Here is a 22,249-nt window from a genome sequence, read left to right as displayed (position 1 = left end):
GAAGCCTCGGCAGCCCTAACCAAGAGTCTGTCGCGTTGCCGCGAAGATTACATTGCGTTCGCCGCGTTGGTCACGGAGTTGGCCGCATTGTCCAGCGCGTTGCCAGCGTCGTTCATGGCTTCGTCAGCCGTGTTGACGACGTCGTTGGCCATCATATCCGTGTCGTTGACGACGTTGGTGGTTTCTTCCTTGGAGCAAGCAGCCAGGCCGAGCGAAGCGGCCACGACGAGCGAGAAAGCAATGGTCTTGGTCATGGGCAAACCCCTTGTTAAATCATGCCACGCAGAACGTATGGAAGGGGTCCCCCCCTTGAAGCCTGCGAGCGCGACTCGTATCGATTTGTGACGATCAGTGCAATCCCTTGCATCGGGCCGACATGAACGGGGCCTGTAGCGGCTGTCCCTTGATCCCTCCGGCGACTTGGCCGATGATGGCCGCATGCAGGGGCAGATAGACCTTTTCCGCGCGCTGGCCGATCCCACCCGGCTGCGCATCGTCCACCTGCTGCGCGAGATGGAGCTGGCGGTCGGGGAGATCGCATTGGTGGTCGGCCAGAGCCAGCCCCGCGTCTCCCGCCATGTGCGCATTCTCGTCGAATCCGGGCTGGTGGACCGCCGCAAGGAGGGGAGCTGGGTGTTCCTCAGCCTGTGCCGGGAAGCGGCATCCGAAGCGCTGCTCGCCCTGCTCGACGCCGCGCCGCTGGCCGATAGCGAGCGGCTCTGGATCGATGCCGATCAGGCGCGGCTCGCCGCGGTGAGAGCGGAGCGGGCGCGCGTCGCGGAAGATTATTTTGCCAGCCATGCCGAGCAGTGGGACGCGCTGCGCTCGCTCTACGTCCCCGAGGCGCAGGTCGAATCCGCCATGGCCGCCATGCTGGGCGATGCGCCGCTGGGCCTCCTTCTGGACATCGGCACCGGCACCGGGCGGATGGCGCGCCTGTTCGCCGGTCAGGCCGCCAGCGTGGTGGCGATCGACCGCAGCGCCGAGATGCTGCGGCTGGCGCGCGGCAAGCTGCCCGAGCTGGTGGCGGACAAGGTGCGCTTCCTGGCCGGGGACTTCAATGCGCTGCCGCTCCCTTCGGCCTCGGCGGACACCGCGATCCTCCATCAGGTGCTGCATTATGCGCAGGCGCCAGAGCGCGCCATTGCGGAGATCGCGCGGACGTTGCGGGACGAGGGACGGCTGCTGATCGTCGATTTCGCGCCGCATGAGCGCGAGGAGCTGCGCGTGCGCGATGCCCATGCGCGGCTTGGCTTTTCCGATCAGCAGATCACGACATGGTTTGCCGCGGCGGGCCTCGCGATGGAGCGGATCGAGACGCTGGCGGGCGGCGCGCTCACGGTCAAGCTGTGGCTCGGCCAGCGCCGCGCGGCGCCTGTGCGGCAATTGCGCGTCGCGGGCAGTTGAACGGGCGGGCAGTTGAACGGGCGGCTCTTTCCAGGCCGCCCTCGCGCCTGTCAGATGCTCGCCAGCGGCGGCGCCATCAGCCGGTTGAGCCGTTCCTTCACCGCGCGCTTCAGGCGCCTCAGGCGCTGAAGCCTCCAGATGTGCGGCAGGCGGCGTTGCTGCTCTGTCCGCAGCGCATCGTCGAGCTGACGATGGCGGTTGAGAAGTCGGAATATTTCATAGGTCATTGATCAGCCACTCCATCGGAACGCATTCGCTTCCATGTCGGGTGACACTGGTGGCCGTGATTTCCGGCTTGGGGGTGCCAGACTGCGCACCGGTGTCACCCGATGCGGTCCGACATCACGAGCAGACGAAGGGGGGATGCGTCTTGCTCGCCAGAGGGGCCCGGCCCGCAAGATCCAATTTAGTCACTGCCGGGCGCTGCGCAACCGGCCCGCCGGATTTTCATCGCGTCCGCGAAGCGCTTGGGCGGAAATTCCGGCGGAAGGCACTGTTCAGCCCCGCCCCGTTCAATGCCCCAGATCGCGGGCTTCCTGATATTTGAGTTCCAGATAGCGATTATGCACCGCCAGCTTGTCGAGGTCGCCGCTGGCAAGCTGCTGCGTCATCGTCGCGATCTCCTGCTCGATGACGGAGAGCCCTTCGACGAGCTGCGCATCCGGCACGCGGCCGTTGCGGGGCTGGTTGCGCAGTGGTGCCGGGATGGACTGATAGCCGGTCACCAGTTCGGGCAGATGGTCGGAGAGCAGCCGGCGCACTTCCACCGCGGCCGGCTCTGCCGGGTCGAGCCTCGCCAGTTGCGGCGCCAGCGTCTCCAGCCGGTTGCCGATGGCATTGAGGATCGGGATGGCCGGCGCCGGGAGCGCCTTGCGCTGGCTGTCCAGCCAGATCTCGGTCTTGAGCGGCAGCGTCTTGAGATCGGCCTGCGCGAGCCGCCCGGGCTCCACCACCGTCTCGAGCGTGGGGATGAACGCGAAGGCGAGGCACGCGACCAGCAGGCCCAGCACCAGCAGCACGCCGGTCGTCCCGATGCCGCCCAGCACGAAGCCGGCGATCGCCGCGCCGATGAGCACGGTCGCGACGGCGAGGATCATGCGCTTGAGGCGCGTCATCAGGTCCTTGCGGGTGCGCGCCAGCCGCCGGCTCGATCGCTCGTAGCGCGCCGCCGTGCGCGCGATCAGTTCGTTCGCCTTCTGGACGATCTCGTCGACTTCGCTGGCCATGGACGTGCCTTCACTCGATGGCGGCGAGAGGCGAAGCGCCGCTGGTCACCGCCGCTGCCGCCCGGGCCTGCCCTTCGGCACGCGCGATATAGCCCTTGGACTTCTCCACTTCGCCGGAGAGCGTGGTGACCGTGGTCTTCATGGTCTCCAGCGCCTTGAGCTTGAACGTGTCGATATTGTCCATCGTGTCATAGATGTTCTGGAAGGCGCGCTGCAGCGTCTCCAGCGGGATCGTGCTGCTCGCCGCCTGCTCGTGGATCCGCGCGGTCTGCGTCTTGAGCAGTTCGCCGGTGCTGTCGATGATGTTGGCGGTGGTGGTGTTGAGCGCGGTGATCTGGTCGAGCACCAGCCGCTGCCCGGCCAGCGCCTGCGCGACGGTGACGGCTGTGCGCAGCGCGGAGACCGTGGTGGTGGAGGCGCGGTCGACGCCCTTCACCAGTTCGACATTGTTCTTCTTGACGAGGTCGAGCGCCAGATAGCCCTGCACCGTCACGGCCATCTGCGTGAGCAGGTCCTGCGTGCGCTGGCGGACATAGAAGAGCGCGCTTTCCCGGATCGCCTTCGCCTTGGCCGGGTCGGTGGAGTCGAGCTCCAGCGCTTTCTCTTCCAGCCGCGCGTCCATGCTCTTGGCGATGTGGATCATCTGCTCGAGCCGGCCCATCGTGGCCCACATGTTCTGCCGCTCGACGTCGATCGCGGCATTGTCCTTGATGAGCGTGTCCTTGCCGCTGGCGAGGCTGCCGAGGATCGAATTGATGTGCGTCTGGCTCGACTTGTAGCTGTCGAAATAATTGCGCATCTTGTTGCCGAAGGGGATGATGCCGAAGAGCTTCTTGGGCGCCATCAGGTTGCCGCGCTTGCCCGGGTCGAGATCCTCGATCACGCGGCGCAGTTCGGCCAGGTCGGCGCCGACGCTGGCGTCGCTGTCCATCGCGCGCACCGGCCGGTCGAGGAAGCGGTTGGAGTGCCCGGCCGCTTCGGAGATTTCCTTGCGGCCCATATTGGTGATCTGGTCCACCTTCGCGCCGAATTCGGGCGAATTGGCGTCGAGCGCGGCCAGTTCCTCGACGAAACTGTCGACCTTCTCGTCCAGCTTGCTGCGCTTCTCGTCCTCGATCGGCACGAGCCCCGCGGCTTTCGCAGGCGCCACCACGGGCACCGGCTCGGGCGGTGTCAGGTCCAGCTTGTCCTCGGTCTTCGTCGCGGTCGTCGCCATCATGGTCTCCTCGAGAGTGTTATATTAGATTACAACACCCATCGATCAAGTGCGTTCACTGCGGCCACAATAGCGCTCTCGCGCGCGAAAGGGGAGGGGGCGTGGCCCATGCCGCGCCTCCCTTCCCCGCACGCAGCCCGTGACCGGCCTCAGCCGGCCTTGCCGCCCGCCTCGATGAAGCGCTGCACGTCCAGCCGGAGCTGGTGCAGCGCCTGCGGGTTGAGATACATCATGTGGCCGCCGTCATAATATGTGAAAGTCACGTTCTTCATGAGCGCGGGCGGCAGCATGAGATGCTTGATCGCGAGTTCGGTGGTGTGGAACGGCGTCGCCATGTCGTAATAGCCGTTCAGGGACAGCACCCGCAGGTGCGGATTGATCCGCATCGCCGCCGAGAGATCGACCGATGTGTCGGCGAGGCCCTGCCGCCGGCCTTCGGGTTCGCGATGGCTGAAGTCCCAGTTGAAGTCGCCGCCCTCGCGCGCGCTGCGCCGATATTCGAGGTTCGTCTCATAGCCGAACTTGCGCGTGAGCTGGTCCATGAAGCTGCTGATGTAGATGCCGGTGATCCCGGTGCTGGAGGCATCGAATTCCGGTCCTTCGCCCGCCGCATCGGCATCGATGCCGATATAGCGGCTGTCGAAACGGCCCACCGTCTCGCGCCGGTCGCGCAGCAGCTCCTTGCGGAAGCGGCTGAGGTCGACACGCAGATTGGCGCTCTTGATGTAGTCCACGGAGAGGCCCGTGAACCCGGCGAGCTGCTGCGCGATGCTGTCGAATTCCTGCGGCGCGATGTCGGAGCCCTTGGCCAACGCCGCCGCATAGGGCCCGGTGGCGAAGTCGCGCGCCTGCTGGACGAAGGTGGCGAGGTCCGCGGGCCGGTTGGGGATCCGGTTGTGGTACCAGGCCGTCGCCGCATAGCTCGGCAGATAGCCCACATGGATATTGTCGAAGCCGGACTGGCGCACGCCGTAATTGAGGATGGTGGACAGCAGCATCACCCCGTTGAGGCTCATGCCTTCGTCTTCCATGCTGTAGGCGAGCGCGCCGGCGCGCGTGGTGCCGTAGCTTTCGCCGAGCACATAGCGCGGGGAGGCCCAGCGCTTGTTGCGGGTGATGTAGCGCTTGATCGCCTTGGTGAAGGCCGCGACATCCTGGTCCACGCCGTAGAAATCGCTGCCCTTGGCATCGCCCAGCATGCGCGAATAGCCCGCGCCCGGCGCGTCGATGAAGACGAGGTCGGTGGTGCCGATCAGCGTGTCGCTGTTCGGCCCGGCCTGATAGGGTGGCGGCGGCACCGCGACCGGATCGGTCGTGTAGACGCGCTCGGGCGCGAAGGAGCCCATGCGCAGCCAGAGCGAGGATGAGCCCGGCCCGCCATTGAACAGGAACGTGATCGGGCGGTTGGCGCCGGGGGCGGTATAGGCGGTGTAGAAGATGCTGTGCTGCGGCTTGCCCTTGGCATCGCGCAGGGTCAGCGTCCCCGCCGTCGCCTTGTAGCTCACCACGCGTCCATCGACGGTGACCTTGCTGTCGTAGGATTTCTCCACTTCCTCGATGGGCGCGCTCGCCCAGTGTTCCGCGATCTGCTTGGCTTCTTCCTTGGCCTGCAGCTTGGCCGGGTTGGTCTCATCGCCGGATTGGGCAAATGCGGGCTGGAACACGGCCAGAGCGGCGGCCGCGAGCAGGAAACGAAAACGCATCGATGGTCCTCACAGGCTGGGAGATGGGGAGGCGCCAGACCTTATGCCGCATTTGCGGGCAGGCAAGGGCCGGAACGAATATTCTTTCGCATGTGCAGCGCGAGGGGCACGCCGGGTCGGCCCGCAGGGCCCGGCCAGCCCGGGATGGTAAACGCTTTGGCAGGGCTTTGTGTCTAGGGTTCGTGCGGACACCCAGCCCGCATCGCCGCCAGACGCACCTCGCATGGCCGGCCTTCGGTCAGTCCCATGGTCCGGCATCCCGGAGAGGTCATTGCAAAGGCGCGCGATATGCACCAGTCTCACAACTTCGGGAGGATGTCCCTGACAAGGCGCGTGGCCGAGCAAGGCGCTGGCCACGGATCGGGGGGCGCCATGGTGGATACATTCGATCTCGTTGTCATCGGGAGCGGGCCGGCCGGCCGCCGCGCCGCGGTGCAGGCCGCCAAGCTCGGCAAGTCCGTGCTGGTGGTGGAAGGGCGCAAGCGGGTGGGCGGGGTGTCCGTGCACACCGGCACCATTCCCTCCAAGACCCTGCGCGAGACGGTGCTCAATCTCACCGGCTGGCGCGAGCGGGGCTTTTACGGCCGCTCCTATCGCGTGAAGAAGGATATCGGCGGCAGCGATCTGGACCAGCGGCTGGGCAAGACGCTGGGGCATGAGGTGGACGTGCTGGAGCACCAGTTCCAGCGCAACGGCGTGCGCACCATGGAGGGTTTCGCGCGGTTCGTGGATCCGCATGGCATCGTCGTCACGTCGCCCGACGAAAGCGAATTGCTGGTGCGGGGCGAGCGTTTCCTGATCGCGGTCGGCACGGCGCCGTTCCGGCCGGACGACATCCCTTTCGACGATGACATCGTCCTTGATAGCGACGTGCTCATCGAATCCCCCCGGGTGCCGCGCAGTCTGGTGGTGATCGGCGCGGGCGTCATCGGCATCGAATATGCGACCATCTTCTCCGCGCTCGACGTGCAGGTGACGCTGATCGAGCCGCGCGAGACCTTTCTCGATTTCATCGACCGCGAGATCATCGAGGAATTCGTGCATCAGCTGCGCGATCGCGGCATGACCATCCGCCTCGGCGTCAAGGTCGCCAGCATCGTCAAGGACGAAGGCGGCCGGGTCGTCACCACGCTGGAGGATGGCCGCGCGATCCGCTCGGAGATGCTGCTTTATGCCGCGGGCCGGGTCGGCGCCACGGCCCGGCTGGGACTGGAGACTTGCGGCCTCGCGGTGGACGGGCGCGGCCGCCTGCAGGTCGATCCCAAGACGTTCCAGACCGACGTGCCGCATATCTATGCCGCCGGGGACGTGATCGGCTTTCCCAGCCTCGCCTCCACCTCGATGGAGCAGGGGCGCATCGCCGCCTGCCATGCCTTCGGCCTGCCGCTGCCGCCCGCGCCCGCTTATTTCCCCTATGGCATCTACGCGGTGCCGGAGATCTCGACCGTGGGGATGAGCGAGCAGGAAGTGCGCGAGAAGAAGATTCCCTATGAGTGCGGCATCGCCCGCTTCCGGGAGACCTCGCGCGGCCATATCATGGGGCTCGATTCCGGCCTCATGAAGATGATCTTCTCCATCCGCTCGCGCCGGCTGCTGGGCGTGCACATCATCGGCGAGGGCGCGACCGAGCTGATCCACATCGGCCAGGCCGTGCTGAACCTCAAGGGCACGATCGACTATTTCATCGAGAACACCTTCAATTATCCCACGCTTGCGGAAGCCTACAAGATCGCCGCCCTCGACGCCTGGAATCGCCTGCCGCGCACGGAAGGGGCGGCCTAGGCGGCTTGGATATATGCCGGCCTGAGAGGAAGCCGGCGATCGGGTCGCCTCGATAGCCAGAGCCATGGGTGAGTTGTCGTGGGATGCCACTTCCCCAATTCGTCACCCCGGGCTTGCCCCGGGGTCCCGCTTCAGCCGATGCTGTGTAAATGAAGCGCGAGAGAAGCGGTGGCTGGGTCTCCATCATGGCCGATCGCTATCGCGGCACGATGTATGTCGGTGTCACCTCGCAGCTTCCCGTCCGGATCCCCCAGCATCGATCCGGCGAGAGTTCGGACTTCTGCCCGCTACCCTCGGGTGACAAGGAAGCGGGACCCCGGAGCAAGTCCGGGGTGACGATGGCGGTAACGTCGTCGTTTTCTGCAAGGCTATTTCCGGATCGAAATCCCCGATAACCGCCGTTCCGCAAAGCCATCGAATGCTCACCCCCGGTCGAGCGCCACGGTTCGTTCCAGGGCGGGCAGGGGCTCGGCGGCCTGCTGCTCGAGCGCGACGGGGGTCAGTTCGTAGATATCGAGGCCGGGCGTTTCGCCCCGCCATGGCATCACGATGCGCCAGCGGAAGGGGCCGATCCGCTCGACCACGCCGACCAGATCGCTGGCCGCATCCTCGCCATAGACGAGGCTCGTGCCGTTCCCGCTGGGCTGTTTCGCGCCGGTCAGGATCAGCCGGCGCGCCTCTCCGTCGCGATGGAGCCAGCCGCTCGGCAGTTCCGATCCGGTCTGCTTGGTGAAGAACAGGGACTCGTTGGTGTCGCCGCGCACGTTGCAGAAGAAGGCCGGATAGCCCCGATAGGGCGCTTCCCGGCGACCCGCCTGTCCCAGCTTCACGAGCCGGCAATGGTAGGAGCCCGGGGGCGGCGCGGGATGGTTGCGGGCTGCCTCCGGGGCGAGGAGGTCGCCTTCACGGGCCAGCGCTCTGCGGAACTTCGCGGCGGCTTCCAGCGCGGCTTGCCAGGTCCGGGGAAGCCCGTCCAGCCGGGCCGCGTCTTCCTCGGAGGCGATGGCTCGCCACCCCTGTCGTGGCGGCTCGAGCGCAGGCAGCGGCGGCGCGTTCACCATCGCGGGACGGGAGGCGCACGCCGAGAGGGCAGCAAGCGCTGCCAGGGCCGTCAGATATTTCATTGGGGCAACCCTTGTATGAATAAAGAGTTAAGCCCGGAAATGCGGCATGTTGGTTAAGAAAAGGTAAACGGGCCCGCCATTCGCCGCATCCATCCTCATCTTTGCGACGAACGGAGGCCCGGCGCCTTGCGGGGGGGCGGGCGGCGTGTCGCCTATGAAGCCGCAGCCGTCGCGCGGACGAACAGCGCCTGGCCCGGCAGGAGGACGCCCTTGCCCGCGACATGGTGAGGCGCGAAGGCGGCTGTCAGGGCCTCATGTGCGGCGGCCCGCTGGTCTTCCGGAATCTGCCCGCCCAGATGCATGGCTGACAGCACGAAATCGGCGGCCTCCTCCGGCCCGGCGCCCGCGCCGCCGATGGGCATGTCGCGCATGCAGGCGTCGACATGGACGTCCCTGAAGCCCGCATCATGGAGCACTTCCTTCAGATAATCCGTGTCGGCGAAGACGAACGGGCCCGGCGCGCGCGGGTCGGCCGGCGTTTCGGGCGGGGCGACATAGGGCTGAAGCGCGCCCATCATGACCTGCATCCAGGGATTGTCCTGCGGCCCGGCCCACACCGCGAGGTCGATGCGACCTCCGTCGCGCACCATGCGGCGCAGGTTGCGGAAGCCAGCCTTGGCGTCGGCGAAGAACATGCTGCCGAACCGCGAGAAGAGCCTGTCGAAGGGGCCGCCGGTGACCGTCACCGTCGCCGCGTCGGCGCACACGAACCGCACGTCGGACTGGGTGCCCTGGCTGGCCCGCGCGCCGCATGCCCAGATGAGGTCCTGCGAGATGTCGAGCCCGGTGACGTGCCCGCCGGGCGAGACGGCCCGGCCGATCGCGATGCTGGTGCCGCCGCCGCCGCATCCCACATCGATCACGCGCTCGCCGGGGCGGAATTCGGCCTGGGTGATGAAGGCGGCACCCAGTGGCGCGATCATGCTCTCGAAGCGCTGGAGATTGGCGAGCCAGTTGCGGCCCATCTCGCCGCTCCACTCCTCGGCCCGGATCTCTGTTTCGACGCCGTCGCTCATCTGGGTCTCTCCTCTTTTTCTGCCGCCGCGTTCAATTCTGTCCGGGAACCAGGCCTTCCGATTCCGGGACGCGGCAGTCCCGAATTCCCGGATGCAACTCTATCCATCCGGCAAGGAAGTTCCATGGCCAAAAAGCGGATGGGGGGCGCAGAGTGTCCAGTATCATCGAGCCCCGGGCCGTACCTGTCCCACCTGCATGCGCGTCCTTGCCCGAGGTGCGCGGCGGCACTCCGCAGCCGCCCGGCTCCCCGATCAAAGCACAGCCGATAAATAGATAACATATTGTTATAAAATAACTTATCTTCGAAATGCCGGTCCTCTGCATCCCATCGGCATCGGCCCATGCAGCGCCCGCGCCGTCCCGTCCGCGCGGATCAGGGGCGGCGCCCCCGCGTCAGCTGGACGCACTTTCGATCGGCCCCTTCTATCTGTCCTAATATGTCCGGAAAAGAGCGGGCATCGAGACCGATCCCGATGGGCCATGCGCCGGCAGGTCGTTCAGGTCATGGCCCTGAGCGTGCGCTGCGAGCAGGCGAGGTCGAGCATCTTCATCGCGAGCGTGTGCTCGCCCATCACGACGTCGCCCACGCCCAGCCTGGTCAGATGCTCGACCTCGGCATCCGAGTGCGCCCGCGCGATGATCCGGATGCCGGGCTTGAGGTTGCGGGCCTTCTCGGCAATGACGCCCGCATCGAAGCCTTCCGGAATGGCGATGAGCAGGGCGCTGGCCCTGTCGACGCCGCCGGCCAGCAGGATGCGCGAATCGATGCCATTGCCGTAGATCGTGACGTGCCCTTCCTGCTCCGCGGCCCGGGCCTTTTCCTCGTCGCTTTCGATCACCGTCAGGGGCTCGTCCCGCGCCTTCAGCTGCGAGGCGAGGAGCTGGCCCACGCGTCCATAGCCGATGAGCAGGATATGCGCCCGGCTCGGTTCCGCCGCCGGGGCCAGCGTCGTGGCCAGGGGTTCCTCGGCCGCCGCGGGTTCATCGGTCGGTTCGTCCTTCGGCTTGCGCAGGATATAGGAGAAGATGACCGGATTGAGGACGATCGAGAAGATCGCACCGGCCAGGATCAGGTCGCGCGCGCTTTCCGGCATGATGCCAAGGCCGATGCCCAGCGTCGCGAGGATGAACGAGAATTCGCCGATCTGCGCGAGGCTGGCCGCGACCGTGGTCGCAGTGAGCTTGTTGTAGCCGAAAGCCCGGACGAGATAGAAAGCCGCGACGGACTTGCCGAGCACGATGATGAAGACGGTGGCGAGCACAGGCAAAGGCTGCTCGAGCACTACCCTGGGATCGAACAGCATCCCCACGGACACGAAGAAGAGCACTGCGAACGCGTCGCGCAGCGGGAGCGTTTCCTCGGTCGCGCGGCGGCTGAGCGGTGTCTCGCCCAGGATCATGCCGGCGAAGAAGGCGCCCAGCGCGAACGACACATCGAAGATGAAGGCCGATCCCGCCGCCACGCCCAGCGCGATTGCCAGCACGGCCAGGCGGAACAATTCCCGCGAGCCGGTATGGACGACCCAGTGCAGCGCCCAGGGAATGACGCGGCGCCCGACGATGAGCATGAGCGCGACGAAGGCGCCGACCTTGAGGAAAGTGAGGCCAAGCGGCAGGGCCAGCGTGAGGATGCCCGTGCCCGCGGGATTGCGCACCATGCCCGCCAGCACCGGCAGCAGCACGAGCGCGAGCACCATCACCAGATCCTCGACGATCAGCCAGCCCACCGCGATGCGGCCCCGCTCGGTCTCGACGAGATCGCGCGACTGCAGCGCCCGCAGCAGCACCACGGTGCTCGCCACCGACAGCGCGAGGCCGAAGCCGAAGCCGGCCAGCGGATCCCAGCCAAGCGCCCATGCCAGCCCCATGCCCAGCAATGTCGCGGTCGCGATCTGCGCGATCGCGCCGGGCACGGCGATCCGGCGGACCGAGAGCAGGTCCTTGAGGGAAAAGTGCAGGCCCACCCCGAACATCAGCAGGATGACGCCGATCTCCGCGAGCTCGTTCGCAAGATTGGTGTCCGCGACGAACCCCGGCGTGAAGGGCCCGACCAGCACACCGGCCAGGAGATAGCCCGCGATGGGCGAGACGCGCAGGCGCATCGCGATCGCGCCCATGATGAAGGAGACGACGAAGCCGGCGACAATGGTGGCGATCAGGGGCGTGTAATGGGGCATCAGGCGGGTTTGCTTCCTCTGTCCTTGTGCTGTGACGGTGAGTCCTGTGACGTTGGCGGCCGGCGGGGATGGCGTGCCGCACGGACGCTGACGGTCTCCGGTCGGAAGGCCTTTCACGCGCTACGCGAGGGCAGCGTGTGTCCCTGAGGATGAAGCAGCGCGCGCGGCATGCTGGCACGCCTCGCCGCCAACCGGCCGGCCGTCTGGCTTATATCATGCGGAGAGGCGGTTCGCGCGCGCTTCTTGCGCGCCATCTGGCTTCGCGCGGCTGTGCCGCCGTGCGGCTTTCCATCCCCGCCGGGCCGGAAGCGGCGGTGCGCGCGGGCACCTCGCATGGGGGGCGGGCAGGCATGGCCGCCATGCCGGTGTCGCAGCCCGAGGCGTCCCCGTCCTTCAGCGTGGCTGTCGGGGTCGCGAGCGGCGCCTGTTTCCGGCTGTGCAGCGCGACCACATTGGTCGACGGATCGAAAGCCGAGCCCAGCGGCGTGGTCGCGGGCAGGCCGGTGTGGACCAGAGCGGGAATGAGCGCACTGGCCAGCGCAAGCAGCATCGCGATGGCAAACCATTGCCCTCTGCTGCCATGGCTCGGCCAAGCCCTCGTCATCAGTCCTCCATGTTCGCGGGAAGAGTGTAGGAGCACGGCCCCGCAAAGTTAAGTGCCTTGGTCGAAAATGTTTCGGTCCCGCTCCGTTTCCGGCGAGGCAATCATCAGGCAATCGCGCTTCCCGCGATGGGAAGAAGCCGCGCGTCCCATTCTTCGTCTCGCATTGATTGCGTCTTGCCCCGCTTTGCGCTAAGGGCGCCGGGATTTCGCGCGGCCCCGAAGCCCCGCTCCAGCCCACAAGTCACAGAGAGATAGAATGAGCCCCCGTCCCAACGCTCTGCGGAACGTTGCCATCATCGCGCACGTCGATCATGGCAAGACCACCCTTGTTGACCAGCTTTTCCGCCAGTCCGGCACCTTCCGCGATAACCAGCGGGTCGAGGAGCGGGCCATGGACTCCAACGATCTGGAGAAGGAGCGGGGCATCACCATTCTCGCCAAGCCCACGTCGATCGAGTGGGAAGGCACACGCATCAATATCGTCGACACGCCCGGCCACGCCGATTTCGGCGGCGAGGTGGAGCGCATCCTCTCCATGGTCGATGGCGTGGTGCTGCTGGTGGACAGCTCCGAAGGCGCGATGCCGCAGACCAAGTTCGTGACCGGCAAGGCGCTGGCGCTGGGCCTGCGCCCGATCGTCGTCGTCAACAAGGTGGACCGGCCCGACCAGCGCATCCAGGAAGTGCTGGACGAGGTGTTCGACCTGTTCGTGAGCCTCGATGCGAGCGACGAGCAGCTCGATTTCCCGGTGCTCTACGCCTCGGGTCGCAATGGCTATGCCAGCACGGACCCGTCCAAGCGCGAGGGCACGCTGACGCCGCTCTTCGAGACGATCGTCAATCATGTGCCGCCGCCGGCGCTCGACCTCGACGCGCCGTTCACCTTCCTGGTGACGCTGCTCGACCGTGACAATTTCCTCGGCCGCATCCTCACCGGGCGCGTGACGTCCGGCACCGTGAAGATCAACCAGCCGATCCACGCGCTGGACATGGACGGCAAGGTCATCGAGGCGGGCCGTGCGTCCAAGATCATGACGTTCCGTGGTCTCGACCGTGTCCCGGTCGACGAGGCCAAGGCAGGCGACATCATCAGCCTTGCGGGCCTGACGGTCGCCACCGTCGCCAACACCATTGCCGACACCTCGGTCACCACGCCCATCCAGGCCCAGCCGATCGATCCGCCGACGCTCTCCATGCGCTTCGCCGTCAACGATTCGCCCATGGCCGGCCGCGAAGGCGACAAGGTGACGAGCCGCATGATCCGCGACCGCCTGTTCCGCGAAGCCGAGAGCAATGTCGCGATCAAGGTGACCGAGAGCGCGGACAAGGACAGCTTCGAGGTGGCCGGCCGCGGCGAGCTTCAGCTGGGCGTGCTCATCGAGACGATGCGGCGCGAAGGCTTCGAGCTCGGCATCTCGCGCCCCCGCGTGCTGTTCCGCGATGGCGAGAATGGCCGCGAGGAGCCTTATGAGACGGTCGTCATCGACGTGGACGACGAATTCTCCGGCACGGTGATCGACAAGATGGCGATCCGCAAGGCCGAGATGACGGACATGCGGCCCTCGGGCGGCGGCAAGACCCGCATCACCTTCTCGGCGCCCTCGCGCGGCCTCATCGGCTATCATGGCGAGTTCCTGTCCGACACGCGCGGCACCGGCATCATGAACCGGCTGTTCGAGAAATACGGCCCCTACAAGGGCCCGATCGAAGGCCGGAAGAACGGCGTGCTGATCTCCAACGGGTCCGGCGAGGCGAATGCCTATGCGCTCGGCCCACTCGAGGAGCGCGGCGTGCTGATGGTCGGCGTGGGCGAAGCGCTCTACGAAGGCATGATCATCGGCGAGAACGCCAAGCCGGAAGACCTTGAGGTCAATCCGATGAAGTCCAAGCAGCTCACCAACTTCCGCGCCAGCGGCAAGGATGACGCCATCCGCCTGACGCCGCCCTGGAAGATGACGCTGGAGCAGGCCATCGCGTACATCGACGATGACGAGATGGTGGAAGTGACGCCCAAGACGATCCGGCTGCGCAAGCGCCATCTCGATCCGCACGAGCGCAAGCGCGCCAAGCGGTCGGTCGAGGCGGCCTGAGATCCAATCGCCTGAAATCAGAGAGCGGGGGCGGGGAAGGTGATTTCCCCGCCCTTTCCTTTTCAGGCGGGTGCGGTGGCGCCGAGACGCAACGTCCCCGGTGCCGCCGCTCACTTGCCCGTCTTGCATTTTGCAGCGCAGCGCGGCCTATTGGGCTCTCGAACAGCAAGGGGGTTTCGAGATGGCTGATTATGATCGCCGCACAATTCTGGCCGGGTCCGCGGCCATGGCAGGGCTCGCCACCGCCACGACGGCACCGGCGATCGCCGCGGGCAGGGACGACAAGGCGGTCAGGGATGCCATCGCGAAGAATCACGACGCCGCCGTCCAGCGCCTGAAGGACTGGATCGCCCTGCCGTCCATCGCTGCCGAAGGCCGCAATATGCCGGAAGGCGCGGCGCACATGGAAGGCCTGCTGCGCGAGGCCGGTTTCCAGACCGTGAAGCAGGTGCCCACCAGCGGCTATCCGGTCGTCTTCGGCACGCTCGATGCGGGCGCCAAAAAGACCATGGGCATCTACTTCATGTACGACGTGAAGCAATATGATCCGGCCGAATGGACCTCGCCGCCGCTGGAAGGAAAGATCGTGGACCGGGCCGGTCTCGGCAAGGTCATGATGGGGCGCGGGGCCGTCAACCAGAAGGGGCCGCAGGCCACGTTCCTCGCCGCGCTGCATGCCATGAAGGCGGCCGGGCGCAAGCTGCCGGTCAATCTCGTGCTGGTCGCGGAAGGCGAGGAGGAGATCGCCTCGCCCCATTTCCCCGAAGCGGTCGCGCAGCCGGACGTGCTCGCCGCTCTCAGGAAATGCGTGGGCGTCATCATCCCCACCGGCTGGCAAAGCCCGTCGGATGGCGGCGTGGCGATCAATCTGGGTGCCAAGGGCGCGCTTGAGCTGGAGCTGGTCGTGTCCGGCGAGAAATGGGGCAAGGGGCCGAAGGGCGACATCCATTCCAGCCAGAAGGCGCGGGTGGACAGCCCGGCCTGGCGCCTGGTCGCGGCGCTGCAGACGCTCGTGACGCCGGACGGGAACATGCCCGCCATTGACGGTTACATGGACAAGGTCCGCCCCCTCACGCCCCGTCAGCTGGCCCTCATCGCCGAGAATGCCCGGGCGAGCAGCGAAGAGGAAACCAAGCGCCTGCTCGGCGTCTCGCAGTGGATCGACGGCATGACGTGGGAAGAGTCGCTCGTGCGCCTCGCCGCGGTGCCCACGGTCAATATCGAGGGGCTGGTGAGCGGCTATACCGGCCCGGGCGGGAAGACCATCCTGCCCGGCCGCGCCGTGGCAAAGCTCGACCTGCGCCTCGTGCCGGACATGACCAAGGAGGACAGCCTCGCCAAGCTGCGCGCGCATCTGGACCGGCGCGGGTTCAACGATGTCGAGATCGTCGTGGGCGGCGGCTATGGCCCCACCGAGACGGACGAGAACAGCGCGCTCATCCGGGCGCAGCGGGCGACCTATACACGCTTCGATGTGCCGACCACGCTCTATCCCCGCCTTGCCGGTTCATGGCCGGGTGTCGTCTTCACCGGCGCGCCCGTGAGCCTGCCCGCCGGCCAGTTCGGGCTCGGCCATGGCAGTGGCGCTCATGCGCCGGACGAATATTTCCTCATCGAGAGCAGCAACCCGAAAGTCGCCGGCATGGACGAGGCGGCCCTCGGCTTCGTCGATTTCCTTTACCAGATCGCCGCGATCGGCTGAGGGCGGCCGGACGCCGCTGGTGCTGCGCCGGGCGAGCCTCAGCGGGCTTGCCCGGCCCGCGCGGATGCGAAGCGCGTGGCGCCGGCGATAGCCTCTGCCTCGACGGCGCGATGATCGAGCGTGTAGCGCCGGGCGAAGCCGCGCACGCCCCAGCGTTCATATTGCTGCACATGGACGAGTTCGTGCGCCCAGAGCCGGATGTCCCCCGCCGCATCGGCGCCGTGCCGGAAGAGGATCACATCGTCGAGCGTGATGGCGACGGCATTCGTCTTGACGCTATTGGTCGGGAAGCCGAGCTCATCGCCATTGCCCACCCGGTAGCGCACCCGGTCCAGCAGGGCGGCAGGGAAATGTCCTTCCAGCCGAGTGCGAACGGCCCGCGGCATGGGGCTCACGCCGGTCCGGAGGGCATCGCGCCGTGATGCGAGGATCCATTGGGTCATGGCTTCGCTGGCCATGTCCTCGCCGGCACGTTGCAGGTCCGCCAGAAGCGCGCGGGTGACCGCACCGGCTTCAGGCTGGCGCGCCTGTGCCAGCGCGACAGGCGAGGCGAGCAGCAAGGCTGCGGCGGAGAGGGAGGACAAGGCAGCGATACGGACAAGGATCATGCCGCCGCCCTAGCCGCCGGGCTCTGAACAGCCGTTTAACCGCCTTCCTCCGGCCGTGCCCGTGGCGCGCTTCGCCGTTGTTCCGGCGCCCCGCCGCTATTCTGAACGGCCTGTTCGTCAGGCGTTCAGCCCCGTCTGTCACCGTGGAGCCCTCGGGAAGCGAAGGCCGCGCTCTCCCGTTGATGAAGGGAGAAGGATGATGAATCTCACCAGTTGTTTCATGACGGCCGCTCTGGCCACCGCCACCCTCACCGCCGGGCTGGTCGCCACGCCCGTCCAGGCGCGGACCGGCACGGTGATCGCTTATGGTGACCGTGACTGGCGCGACCATCGCTACCGCGATGACCGCCGCTACGCACGGCGCGACCATTACAGCCATCGCGAGCGCTATCGCCGCCATGACAATCGTCGCCAGTGGGGCTGGAATGGCGGCTATCAACGCCGTGATGCGCGCCGCTGCTGGACGGAGTGGCGCTACGACCGCTGGCGCCATGATCGCGTCCGCGTGCGGGTCTGCCGCTAAGGCGGATCGAATATCGGAGAGGCGTTGACGGCGCCACGTCCCTGCGGCAAGGGCATCGCCATGTCCGATACACCGCCCGACCGCCTCTCCACCAATCCGCGCAGCACCCATTTCGACATGGAGACGCTCCAGCGCGGCATCGGCATCCGCTTCCGGGGCCGCGAGCGCAACGATGTCGAGGAATATTGCATCTCGGAGGGCTGGATCCGGGTCGCCGCCGGCAAGACGCGCGATCGTCACGGGCAGCCGCTCACCATCCGGCTGAATGGCGAGGTCGAGGCCTGGTTCGAGGACGTGAAGCAGGCACAGGCCGACGACGCCGGGAACGACCCCGAGACCAAGGACGCCTGATCGTCTGTTGCCCGCTGGACAGCGGCGCCGGTCAGCTCGCTGATGCGGGCGTCTCTGAAGGCGTGACGTGCCCCTGATCGACGCGCAGGCGCGTCGCGGCCCCGAGCCCTTCGAACAGGCTGCTCTCCGTGCCGGTCATCCAGACTTGTCCGCCGGTCGCGCGCAGCCGCTCGAAGAGCGCGCCGCGCCGCAGCGGGTCGAGATGCGCCGCCACTTCATCCAGCAGGATGACGAGCGGCCGGCCACGCGTGGGACCGCACAGTTCGGCATGGGCGAGGATGATGCTGAGCAGCAGGGCCTTCTGCTCGCCGGTGGAGCAGAGCGCCGCGTCCTGATCCTTGCCGAGATGGCGCACCAGCAGGTCCGCGCGGTGAGGGCCGCTCAGCGTGCGGCCCGCCGCCTTGTCCCGTGAGCGGCCCGTCGCCAGGGCTTCGCGCAGGGCGTCTTCGTCGCCGTCCCAGCCGGCAAGGCTGAGTCCGGGCTGCGCGAAGAGCGGCTGCACGGTCCGGGTGATCTGTGTTTCCAGTTCCGCGATCAGAGCGGAGCGCGCAGCGTGAAGAGCCGCGCCATGCTCGGCCATCTGGTCCTCCAGCGCGCGCAGCCACGCCGGGTCGGGCGGCGCCTCTTCGCTCAGCAGGGCATTGCGCGCGCGCATCGCGGCTTCGTAGCGCAGGCTGTGGCCGGCATGGAGCGGGTCGCGGGCCAGCGTCAGCCGGTCGAGGAACCGCCGCCGGCCACTGGGGCTCTCGAGGAACAGCCTGTCCATCGCGGGCGTGAGCCAGCTGATCGCGAGAAGCGCCGAAAGCGCGCTGGCGGACGCGGTCCTGCCATCGATGCGCACTTGCCGCCGGTCGGGGCTTGCGGGCTCGGTGCCCGTGCCGGCCTGCGTCTCCAGCCCGCCATCGGCAATGCGCGCCGCGACGGCAAAGCCCCCGGGCCCGCCCTGCCGCGCCATGTCGCGCAGTGCTGCGCCACGCAGTCCGCGACCGGGCGCCATCAGCGACACGGCTTCCAGGATGTTCGTCTTGCCCGCCCCGTTTTCGCCGGTGAGCACGATGATCTGCTCATGCGGCACGATGAGCGCGTCGGCATGGTTGCGGAAATCGGTCAGGGCAAGGCGGGTGATCGCCATGGCCGCTCCTAACCATCAACGGATGACAGGCCAAGGGCTTCTGTGGCAGAACCGTGGATGGCAAAGGACGGAGAAGCAGGCAATGACAGGAAACAGGCTGAAGGGTTTGGCGACGCTGGTCGTCGCGGGGCTCGTTGCGGGCAGCGCGCAGGCTGCCCTTCCGGTCGGCGCGAAGGCGCCGGACTTCACGACAAGGGGCGCCAAGGCGGGCAAGGTCTTCACGCTGAAGCTCTCGGACGCGCTCGCGAAAGGGCCGGTCGTCCTTTATTTCTTCCCCGCCGCCTTCACGCCGGGCTGCACGGCCGAAGCGAAGGAATTCGCCGACATGTCGGACGAGTTCTCCAGGCATGGCGCCACCGTTATCGGCATGTCGGCCGATCCGGTGGACAAGCTCGCGAAATTCTCCACCGAGGCGTGCCGGGACAAGTTCGCGGTGGCATCGGCCGGGCCCGGCGTCATCACCGGCTATGATGTCGCGCTGGCTTCCCAGAATGCCGATGTTCAGGGCAAGACCAACCGCACATCCTATGTGATCAGCACGGCGGGCCGCATCGTCTACGCCCATAGCGCGATGGACTATCGCGATCATGTCAAGAATACGCTGGCGGTCGTGAAGTCGCTGGAATCGGGCAAGTAAGCGCTACTGACCGAAAGCGCGCCGCAGGACGATTGCGAGGACGGATGAGCACGCTATGGCCGCGCCATGGCGAGATTTTCCTTTCGGCATGCGCGTATCCGGGGCCGGCTGGCAAATCTGGCCCTGCTGGCCGGGCTGTTGCTGCTGCTGGCGTGGTTGCGCGCGCCCGAGCAACTGACGGATGCGGAAGGTATGACCGTGCGGGTGATGGACGGTGACAGTCTCCGCATCGGGACGCGCATCGTCCGGATCGGCGGGATCGATGCCGTGGAGCTTCATCAGCAATGCAAGATGCCGGACGGGGCCGTCTGGCCCTGCGGCCGGGATGCGCGCGAGGCCTTGCATGAGATGGTGGCGCGCGGGGATCTCGTCTGTCGATCGCGCGAAGAGGACCGATATGGGCGCGCGCTGTCGCAGTGCGCCGTGCGGGATGTGGCGGACGTAGGGGCAGCCCTTGTCCGCCAGGGCTGGGCCGTGAGTGGCGATGGCCGGGACAACGGACCTTATCGGACCGAGCAAGCAGCGGCCAGGGCGGCTGGCCGGGGCATCTGGCAAGGGCGTTTCGATCGGCCGGGTGACTGGCGCGCGGCAAATCGGCACCCCCGGGACTGACTGCGGATCAGGCATACGTTGATTTTGTCCGGAACGGCGCATAAGCCGTGCAACGATCATGGGCTTCACCGCCCGGCAGCAGGCGATCGGTTCGGACAGGAGAGGAAGTATCATGGACATCGCAGGGATCACGGCGTTCATCACGGGCGGCGCAAGCGGCATCGGCTTCGGCATTGCGCAGCGCCTGCTGGCCAATGGCGCGCGGCTGGTGCTTGCAGATATCCGGCAGGATCATCTCGACGAAGCCAAGCAGTTCTTCGAGGAGCGCCAGCAGGGGCGCAATGTCCACACCATCCGCCTGGACGTTTCCGATCGGGCGCAGATGGCGGAGGCCGCCAGGGAATGCGAGGCCGTGATGGGCGGGCCGGACATCCTCATCAACAATGCCGGCATCGATCCGTCAGGCCCCTTCAAGGACGCGACGTATCAGGATTGGGATTATGGGCTCGCCATCAATCTCATGGGGCCGATCAACGGCATCATGGCGTTCACGCCCGGCATGCGGGCACGCGGCCGGGGCGGGCACATCGTCAACACCGCCTCGCTGGCGGGCCTTACGCCGATGCCGAGCTTCATGGCCATCTATGCGACTGCCAAGGCGGCCGTCATCACCTTGACCGAGACCATCCGGGACAGCATGGCCGAGGACAATATCGGCGTCACCGTGCTCATGCCCGGTCCGATCAAGAGCCGCATCCACGAATCCGGGCAGAACCGACCCGAACGCTTCCGCGCGGGCAGCGGCCTGGCGGAAACCGAGCAGCAGCTTGCGAAGCGCGTGGTGGCGGACAACTGGATGGAACCCACCGAGGTCGGTGACATGATCGTCGACGCCATCGTTCACAACAAGCTGTATGTCTCGACGCATGGCAACTGGCGGGAGACTTGCGAGGCGCGGTTCCAGGCCCTGCTCGAGTCCATGCCGGAGGCCAGGCCGTTCGATTTCGGCGCGTCGCTGGCGGTGCCGAAGGAAGAGGCCTGAGCAGTTTCCGCAAGGTCGGCGCTTTCCACCGGGTTGGGAAATGCTTTAGGGCGCTTCCATGAACGCTAATCTGACAGCCGATCGCCCGACCTTCGTCACGCATCTGGAATGCTCGCTCACCGGTGAGCGCTATGCGGCGGACCAGCTTCACGGCCTGTCCCGCGCCGGGCGGCCGCTGCTGGTGCGCTACGATCTGGATGCCGTCGCCGCCACCGTCTCGCGGGACGCGCTCGCCGCGCGGGAGACCGATCTGTGGCGCTGGCGCGAATTGCTGCCGGTGCGGCGCACGGAGAATATCGTTTCCTTAGGAGAGGTCGAGACGCCGCTGGTGCCGATCGCCCGGTCCGGCGGTCCCGGCGTGCTGGTGAAGGATGAGGGGCGGCTCCCCACCGGTTCCTTCAAGGCGCGCGGGCTGGTGATGGCCGTCGCCATGGCCCGCGAGCTCGGCGTGACGCGCATCGCCATGCCGACCAATGGCAATGCCGGCGCCGCTCTGGCGGCTTATGCCACGCGCTGCGGCATCGAGACGATCGTGCTCTGCCCGGAGGATACGCCGGAAGTGAATGTCCGCGAGATCGCGCTCCAGGGCGCGCGCGTCTGGCGCGTCAACGGCCTCATCGACGATTGCGGCGCCATCGTCGGCAAGGGCGCGGCGGACGGGCGCTGGTTCGACTTCTCGACCCTCAAGGAGCCCTACCGGATCGAAGGCAAGAAGACGATGGGGCTGGAGCTGGCCGCGCAGTTCGGCTGGGAACTCCCGGATGCGATCTTCTACCCGACCGGCGGCGGCACGGGTCTCATCGGCATGTGGAAAGCGTTCGACGAGCTGGAAAGGCTCGGCTGGATCGGGTCGAAGCGGCCTCGCATGTATGCGGTGCAGGCGGCCGGCTGCGCGCCGATCGTCAAGGCCTTCGAGGACGGCGTCGAGCATGCCGAGCGCTGGGAGGATGCGTCAACCGTCGCGGCCGGCATCCGCGTGCCGCGCGCCGTGGGCGATTTCCTCATCCTGCGCGCCGTCCGCGAATCGGGTGGGCGCGCCCTTGCCGTGGACGATGGCGAGATCCTGCGCGCGGTGGACGACGCCGCCCGTCAGGATGGGCTTCTCCTCTGCCCGGAAGGCGGCGCGACGCTCGCGGCTTACCGGCAGGCGAAGGCGGACGGCCTCGTGGGGGCGGACGAGCGCGTCGTCCTCTTCAATTGCGCGACCGGCCTCAAATATCCCATGCCGCCCGCGGACAACTGGCTGGACCGCCACGGCACGATCGATTTCGACGCCCTCTGAGCGCCGGCGGGATAGGGCGCTTCGGGGCTTGGCGCGCCCCCAGGGTGGAATGCTTGGCGCCCGAGCTGAAGGTCG

At 67.0% G+C, this 22,249-nt stretch carries 21 protein-coding genes and 1 pseudogene; 11 read left to right on the top strand and 11 right to left on the bottom strand.

Annotation, left to right across the window (positions count from 1 at the left end):
• Window positions 1-47: 47 nt before the first annotated feature.
• Window positions 48-254 carry a hypothetical protein gene (locus HNP60_RS16430; protein WP_014077700.1) on the bottom strand — a complete coding sequence of 69 codons (207 nt, stop codon included), beginning with the start codon at window positions 252-254 and terminating at the stop codon, window positions 48-50.
• 184 nt (window positions 255-438) lie between these two features.
• Here HNP60_RS16430 and HNP60_RS16425 point away from each other — a divergent pair, with 184 nt between their 5' ends.
• A complete protein-coding gene (locus tag HNP60_RS16425) occupies window positions 439-1,407 on the top strand; it encodes an ArsR/SmtB family transcription factor (RefSeq protein ID WP_014077699.1) in 969 nt (322 codons plus the stop codon).
• Window positions 1,408-1,457: 50 nt separating this feature from the next.
• Here HNP60_RS16425 and HNP60_RS16420 read toward each other — a convergent pair whose 3' ends face one another.
• From HNP60_RS16420 to HNP60_RS16405, 4 genes are all read right to left on the bottom strand, one after another.
• Window positions 1,458-1,634 carry a DUF465 domain-containing protein gene (locus HNP60_RS16420; protein WP_184155858.1) on the bottom strand — a complete coding sequence of 59 codons (177 nt, stop codon included), beginning with the start codon at window positions 1,632-1,634 and terminating at the stop codon, window positions 1,458-1,460.
• A 285-nt stretch (window positions 1,635-1,919) separates the two neighbouring features.
• Window positions 1,920-2,633, bottom strand: a complete 714-nt coding sequence (locus HNP60_RS16415) for a hypothetical protein (RefSeq protein ID WP_014077697.1) — start codon at window positions 2,631-2,633, stop codon at window positions 1,920-1,922.
• 10 nt (window positions 2,634-2,643) lie between these two features.
• The gene (locus HNP60_RS16410) at window positions 2,644-3,852 is read right to left on the bottom strand and encodes a toxic anion resistance protein (protein WP_184155856.1); all 1,209 of its coding nucleotides are present in this window, start codon (window positions 3,850-3,852) and stop codon (window positions 2,644-2,646) included.
• Window positions 3,853-3,998: 146 nt separating this feature from the next.
• Window positions 3,999-5,552, bottom strand: a complete 1,554-nt coding sequence (locus HNP60_RS16405) for a S10 family peptidase (protein WP_184155854.1) — start codon at window positions 5,550-5,552, stop codon at window positions 3,999-4,001.
• A 315-nt stretch (window positions 5,553-5,867) separates the two neighbouring features.
• On the opposite strand from HNP60_RS16405, the gene sthA reads away from it, so the two are divergent.
• Window positions 5,868-7,334, top strand: a complete 1,467-nt coding sequence (gene sthA / locus HNP60_RS16400; protein ID WP_260394957.1) for a Si-specific NAD(P)(+) transhydrogenase — start codon at window positions 5,868-5,870, stop codon at window positions 7,332-7,334.
• 149 nt (window positions 7,335-7,483) lie between these two features.
• Window positions 7,484-7,618 (top strand): annotated as a pseudogene (locus tag HNP60_RS20080) (GIY-YIG nuclease family protein); the annotation flags it as partial.
• Between the two features lie 138 nt (window positions 7,619-7,756).
• Here HNP60_RS20080 and HNP60_RS16395 read toward each other — a convergent pair.
• From HNP60_RS16395 to HNP60_RS16380, 4 genes are all read right to left on the bottom strand, one after another.
• Window positions 7,757-8,458: a DUF4893 domain-containing protein gene (locus HNP60_RS16395; protein ID WP_184155852.1), complete on the bottom strand. Its 702-nt coding sequence runs from the start codon at window positions 8,456-8,458 to the stop codon at window positions 7,757-7,759.
• A 152-nt stretch (window positions 8,459-8,610) separates the two neighbouring features.
• Window positions 8,611-9,474 (bottom strand): class I SAM-dependent methyltransferase, encoded by an 864-nt coding sequence (locus tag HNP60_RS16390; RefSeq protein ID WP_184155850.1) that lies wholly within the window; start codon window positions 9,472-9,474, stop codon window positions 8,611-8,613.
• A gap of 498 nt (window positions 9,475-9,972) precedes the next feature.
• Entirely contained in the window at window positions 9,973-11,652 is a 1,680-nt protein-coding gene (gene ybaL / locus HNP60_RS16385) for a YbaL family putative K(+) efflux transporter (RefSeq protein ID WP_184155848.1), read from the bottom strand.
• Between the two features lie 208 nt (window positions 11,653-11,860).
• Entirely contained in the window at window positions 11,861-12,256 is a 396-nt protein-coding gene (locus HNP60_RS16380) for a hypothetical protein (RefSeq protein ID WP_184155846.1), read from the bottom strand.
• A 256-nt stretch (window positions 12,257-12,512) separates the two neighbouring features.
• On the opposite strand from HNP60_RS16380, the gene typA reads away from it, so the two are divergent.
• Both typA and HNP60_RS16370 read left to right on the top strand, forming a co-directional pair.
• Entirely contained in the window at window positions 12,513-14,345 is a 1,833-nt protein-coding gene (gene typA / locus HNP60_RS16375; protein ID WP_184052702.1) for a translational GTPase TypA, read from the top strand.
• Window positions 14,346-14,526: 181 nt separating this feature from the next.
• Window positions 14,527-16,047, top strand: a complete 1,521-nt coding sequence (locus HNP60_RS16370; RefSeq protein ID WP_184155844.1) for a M20/M25/M40 family metallo-hydrolase — start codon at window positions 14,527-14,529, stop codon at window positions 16,045-16,047.
• 38 nt (window positions 16,048-16,085) lie between these two features.
• Here HNP60_RS16370 and HNP60_RS16365 read toward each other — a convergent pair whose 3' ends face one another.
• A complete protein-coding gene (locus HNP60_RS16365; RefSeq protein ID WP_184155842.1) occupies window positions 16,086-16,655 on the bottom strand; it encodes an eCIS core domain-containing protein in 570 nt (189 codons plus the stop codon).
• A 220-nt stretch (window positions 16,656-16,875) separates the two neighbouring features.
• Between HNP60_RS16365 and HNP60_RS16360 the strand changes: the two genes are divergently transcribed.
• Together HNP60_RS16360 and HNP60_RS16355 are read left to right on the top strand one after the other, a co-directional pair.
• Window positions 16,876-17,178 (top strand): hypothetical protein, encoded by a 303-nt coding sequence (locus HNP60_RS16360; protein WP_221416053.1) that lies wholly within the window; start codon window positions 16,876-16,878, stop codon window positions 17,176-17,178.
• A 60-nt stretch (window positions 17,179-17,238) separates the two neighbouring features.
• Window positions 17,239-17,529, top strand: a complete 291-nt coding sequence (locus HNP60_RS16355; protein ID WP_184157143.1) for a DUF3297 family protein — start codon at window positions 17,239-17,241, stop codon at window positions 17,527-17,529.
• 31 nt (window positions 17,530-17,560) lie between these two features.
• On the opposite strand, the gene recF is transcribed toward HNP60_RS16355, so the two are convergent.
• The gene (gene recF, locus HNP60_RS16350; protein ID WP_184155838.1) at window positions 17,561-18,661 is read right to left on the bottom strand and encodes a DNA replication/repair protein RecF; all 1,101 of its coding nucleotides are present in this window, start codon (window positions 18,659-18,661) and stop codon (window positions 17,561-17,563) included.
• Between the two features lie 82 nt (window positions 18,662-18,743).
• Here recF and HNP60_RS16345 point away from each other — a divergent pair, with 82 nt between their 5' ends.
• The 4 genes from HNP60_RS16345 (at window position 18,744) to HNP60_RS16330 (ending at window position 22,174) form a co-directional block, all read left to right on the top strand.
• A complete protein-coding gene (locus HNP60_RS16345; RefSeq protein ID WP_184155836.1) occupies window positions 18,744-19,298 on the top strand; it encodes a peroxiredoxin in 555 nt (184 codons plus the stop codon).
• Between the two features lie 66 nt (window positions 19,299-19,364).
• Complete coding sequence (locus HNP60_RS16340) at window positions 19,365-19,910, top strand: thermonuclease family protein (RefSeq protein ID WP_184155834.1); 546 nt, start codon at window positions 19,365-19,367, stop codon at window positions 19,908-19,910.
• 112 nt (window positions 19,911-20,022) lie between these two features.
• Complete coding sequence (locus HNP60_RS16335) at window positions 20,023-20,892, top strand: SDR family NAD(P)-dependent oxidoreductase (protein WP_184155832.1); 870 nt, start codon at window positions 20,023-20,025, stop codon at window positions 20,890-20,892.
• 58 nt (window positions 20,893-20,950) lie between these two features.
• Window positions 20,951-22,174 carry a threonine synthase gene (locus tag HNP60_RS16330; protein WP_184155830.1) on the top strand — a complete coding sequence of 408 codons (1,224 nt, stop codon included), beginning with the start codon at window positions 20,951-20,953 and terminating at the stop codon, window positions 22,172-22,174.
• The last annotated feature ends 75 nt before the right edge of the window (window positions 22,175-22,249 follow it).

This window comes from Sphingobium lignivorans (assembly GCF_014203955.1).
GTDB lineage: Bacteria > Pseudomonadota > Alphaproteobacteria > Sphingomonadales > Sphingomonadaceae > Sphingobium > Sphingobium lignivorans.
The sequence above is the reverse complement of the archived record's forward strand: the minus strand, read 5'-3'. Positions and strand labels throughout refer to the sequence as shown.

Coding starts and splice junctions, on each gene's coding strand:
- HNP60_RS16430 (WP_014077700.1), bottom strand. CDS start 254: ATGACCAAGACCATTGCTTTCTCGCTCGTCGTGGCCGCTTCGCTCGGC.
- HNP60_RS16425 (WP_014077699.1), top strand. CDS start 439: ATGCAGGGGCAGATAGACCTTTTCCGCGCGCTGGCCGATCCCACCCGG.
- HNP60_RS16420 (WP_184155858.1), bottom strand. CDS start 1,634: ATGACCTATGAAATATTCCGACTTCTCAACCGCCATCGTCAGCTCGAC.
- HNP60_RS16415 (WP_014077697.1), bottom strand. CDS start 2,633: ATGGCCAGCGAAGTCGACGAGATCGTCCAGAAGGCGAACGAACTGATC.
- HNP60_RS16410 (WP_184155856.1), bottom strand. CDS start 3,852: ATGATGGCGACGACCGCGACGAAGACCGAGGACAAGCTGGACCTGACA.
- HNP60_RS16405 (WP_184155854.1), bottom strand. CDS start 5,552: ATGCGTTTTCGTTTCCTGCTCGCGGCCGCCGCTCTGGCCGTGTTCCAG.
- sthA (WP_260394957.1), top strand. CDS start 5,868: ATGTCCCTGACAAGGCGCGTGGCCGAGCAAGGCGCTGGCCACGGATCG.
- HNP60_RS16395 (WP_184155852.1), bottom strand. CDS start 8,458: ATGAAATATCTGACGGCCCTGGCAGCGCTTGCTGCCCTCTCGGCGTGC.
- HNP60_RS16390 (WP_184155850.1), bottom strand. CDS start 9,474: ATGAGCGACGGCGTCGAAACAGAGATCCGGGCCGAGGAGTGGAGCGGC.
- ybaL (WP_184155848.1), bottom strand. CDS start 11,652: ATGCCCCATTACACGCCCCTGATCGCCACCATTGTCGCCGGCTTCGTC.
- HNP60_RS16380 (WP_184155846.1), bottom strand. CDS start 12,256: ATGACGAGGGCTTGGCCGAGCCATGGCAGCAGAGGGCAATGGTTTGCC.
- typA (WP_184052702.1), top strand. CDS start 12,513: ATGAGCCCCCGTCCCAACGCTCTGCGGAACGTTGCCATCATCGCGCAC.
- HNP60_RS16370 (WP_184155844.1), top strand. CDS start 14,527: ATGGCTGATTATGATCGCCGCACAATTCTGGCCGGGTCCGCGGCCATG.
- HNP60_RS16365 (WP_184155842.1), bottom strand. CDS start 16,655: ATGATCCTTGTCCGTATCGCTGCCTTGTCCTCCCTCTCCGCCGCAGCC.
- HNP60_RS16360 (WP_221416053.1), top strand. CDS start 16,876: ATGACGGCCGCTCTGGCCACCGCCACCCTCACCGCCGGGCTGGTCGCC.
- HNP60_RS16355 (WP_184157143.1), top strand. CDS start 17,239: ATGTCCGATACACCGCCCGACCGCCTCTCCACCAATCCGCGCAGCACC.
- recF (WP_184155838.1), bottom strand. CDS start 18,661: ATGGCGATCACCCGCCTTGCCCTGACCGATTTCCGCAACCATGCCGAC.
- HNP60_RS16345 (WP_184155836.1), top strand. CDS start 18,744: ATGACAGGAAACAGGCTGAAGGGTTTGGCGACGCTGGTCGTCGCGGGG.
- HNP60_RS16340 (WP_184155834.1), top strand. CDS start 19,365: ATGGCGAGATTTTCCTTTCGGCATGCGCGTATCCGGGGCCGGCTGGCA.
- HNP60_RS16335 (WP_184155832.1), top strand. CDS start 20,023: ATGGACATCGCAGGGATCACGGCGTTCATCACGGGCGGCGCAAGCGGC.
- HNP60_RS16330 (WP_184155830.1), top strand. CDS start 20,951: ATGAACGCTAATCTGACAGCCGATCGCCCGACCTTCGTCACGCATCTG.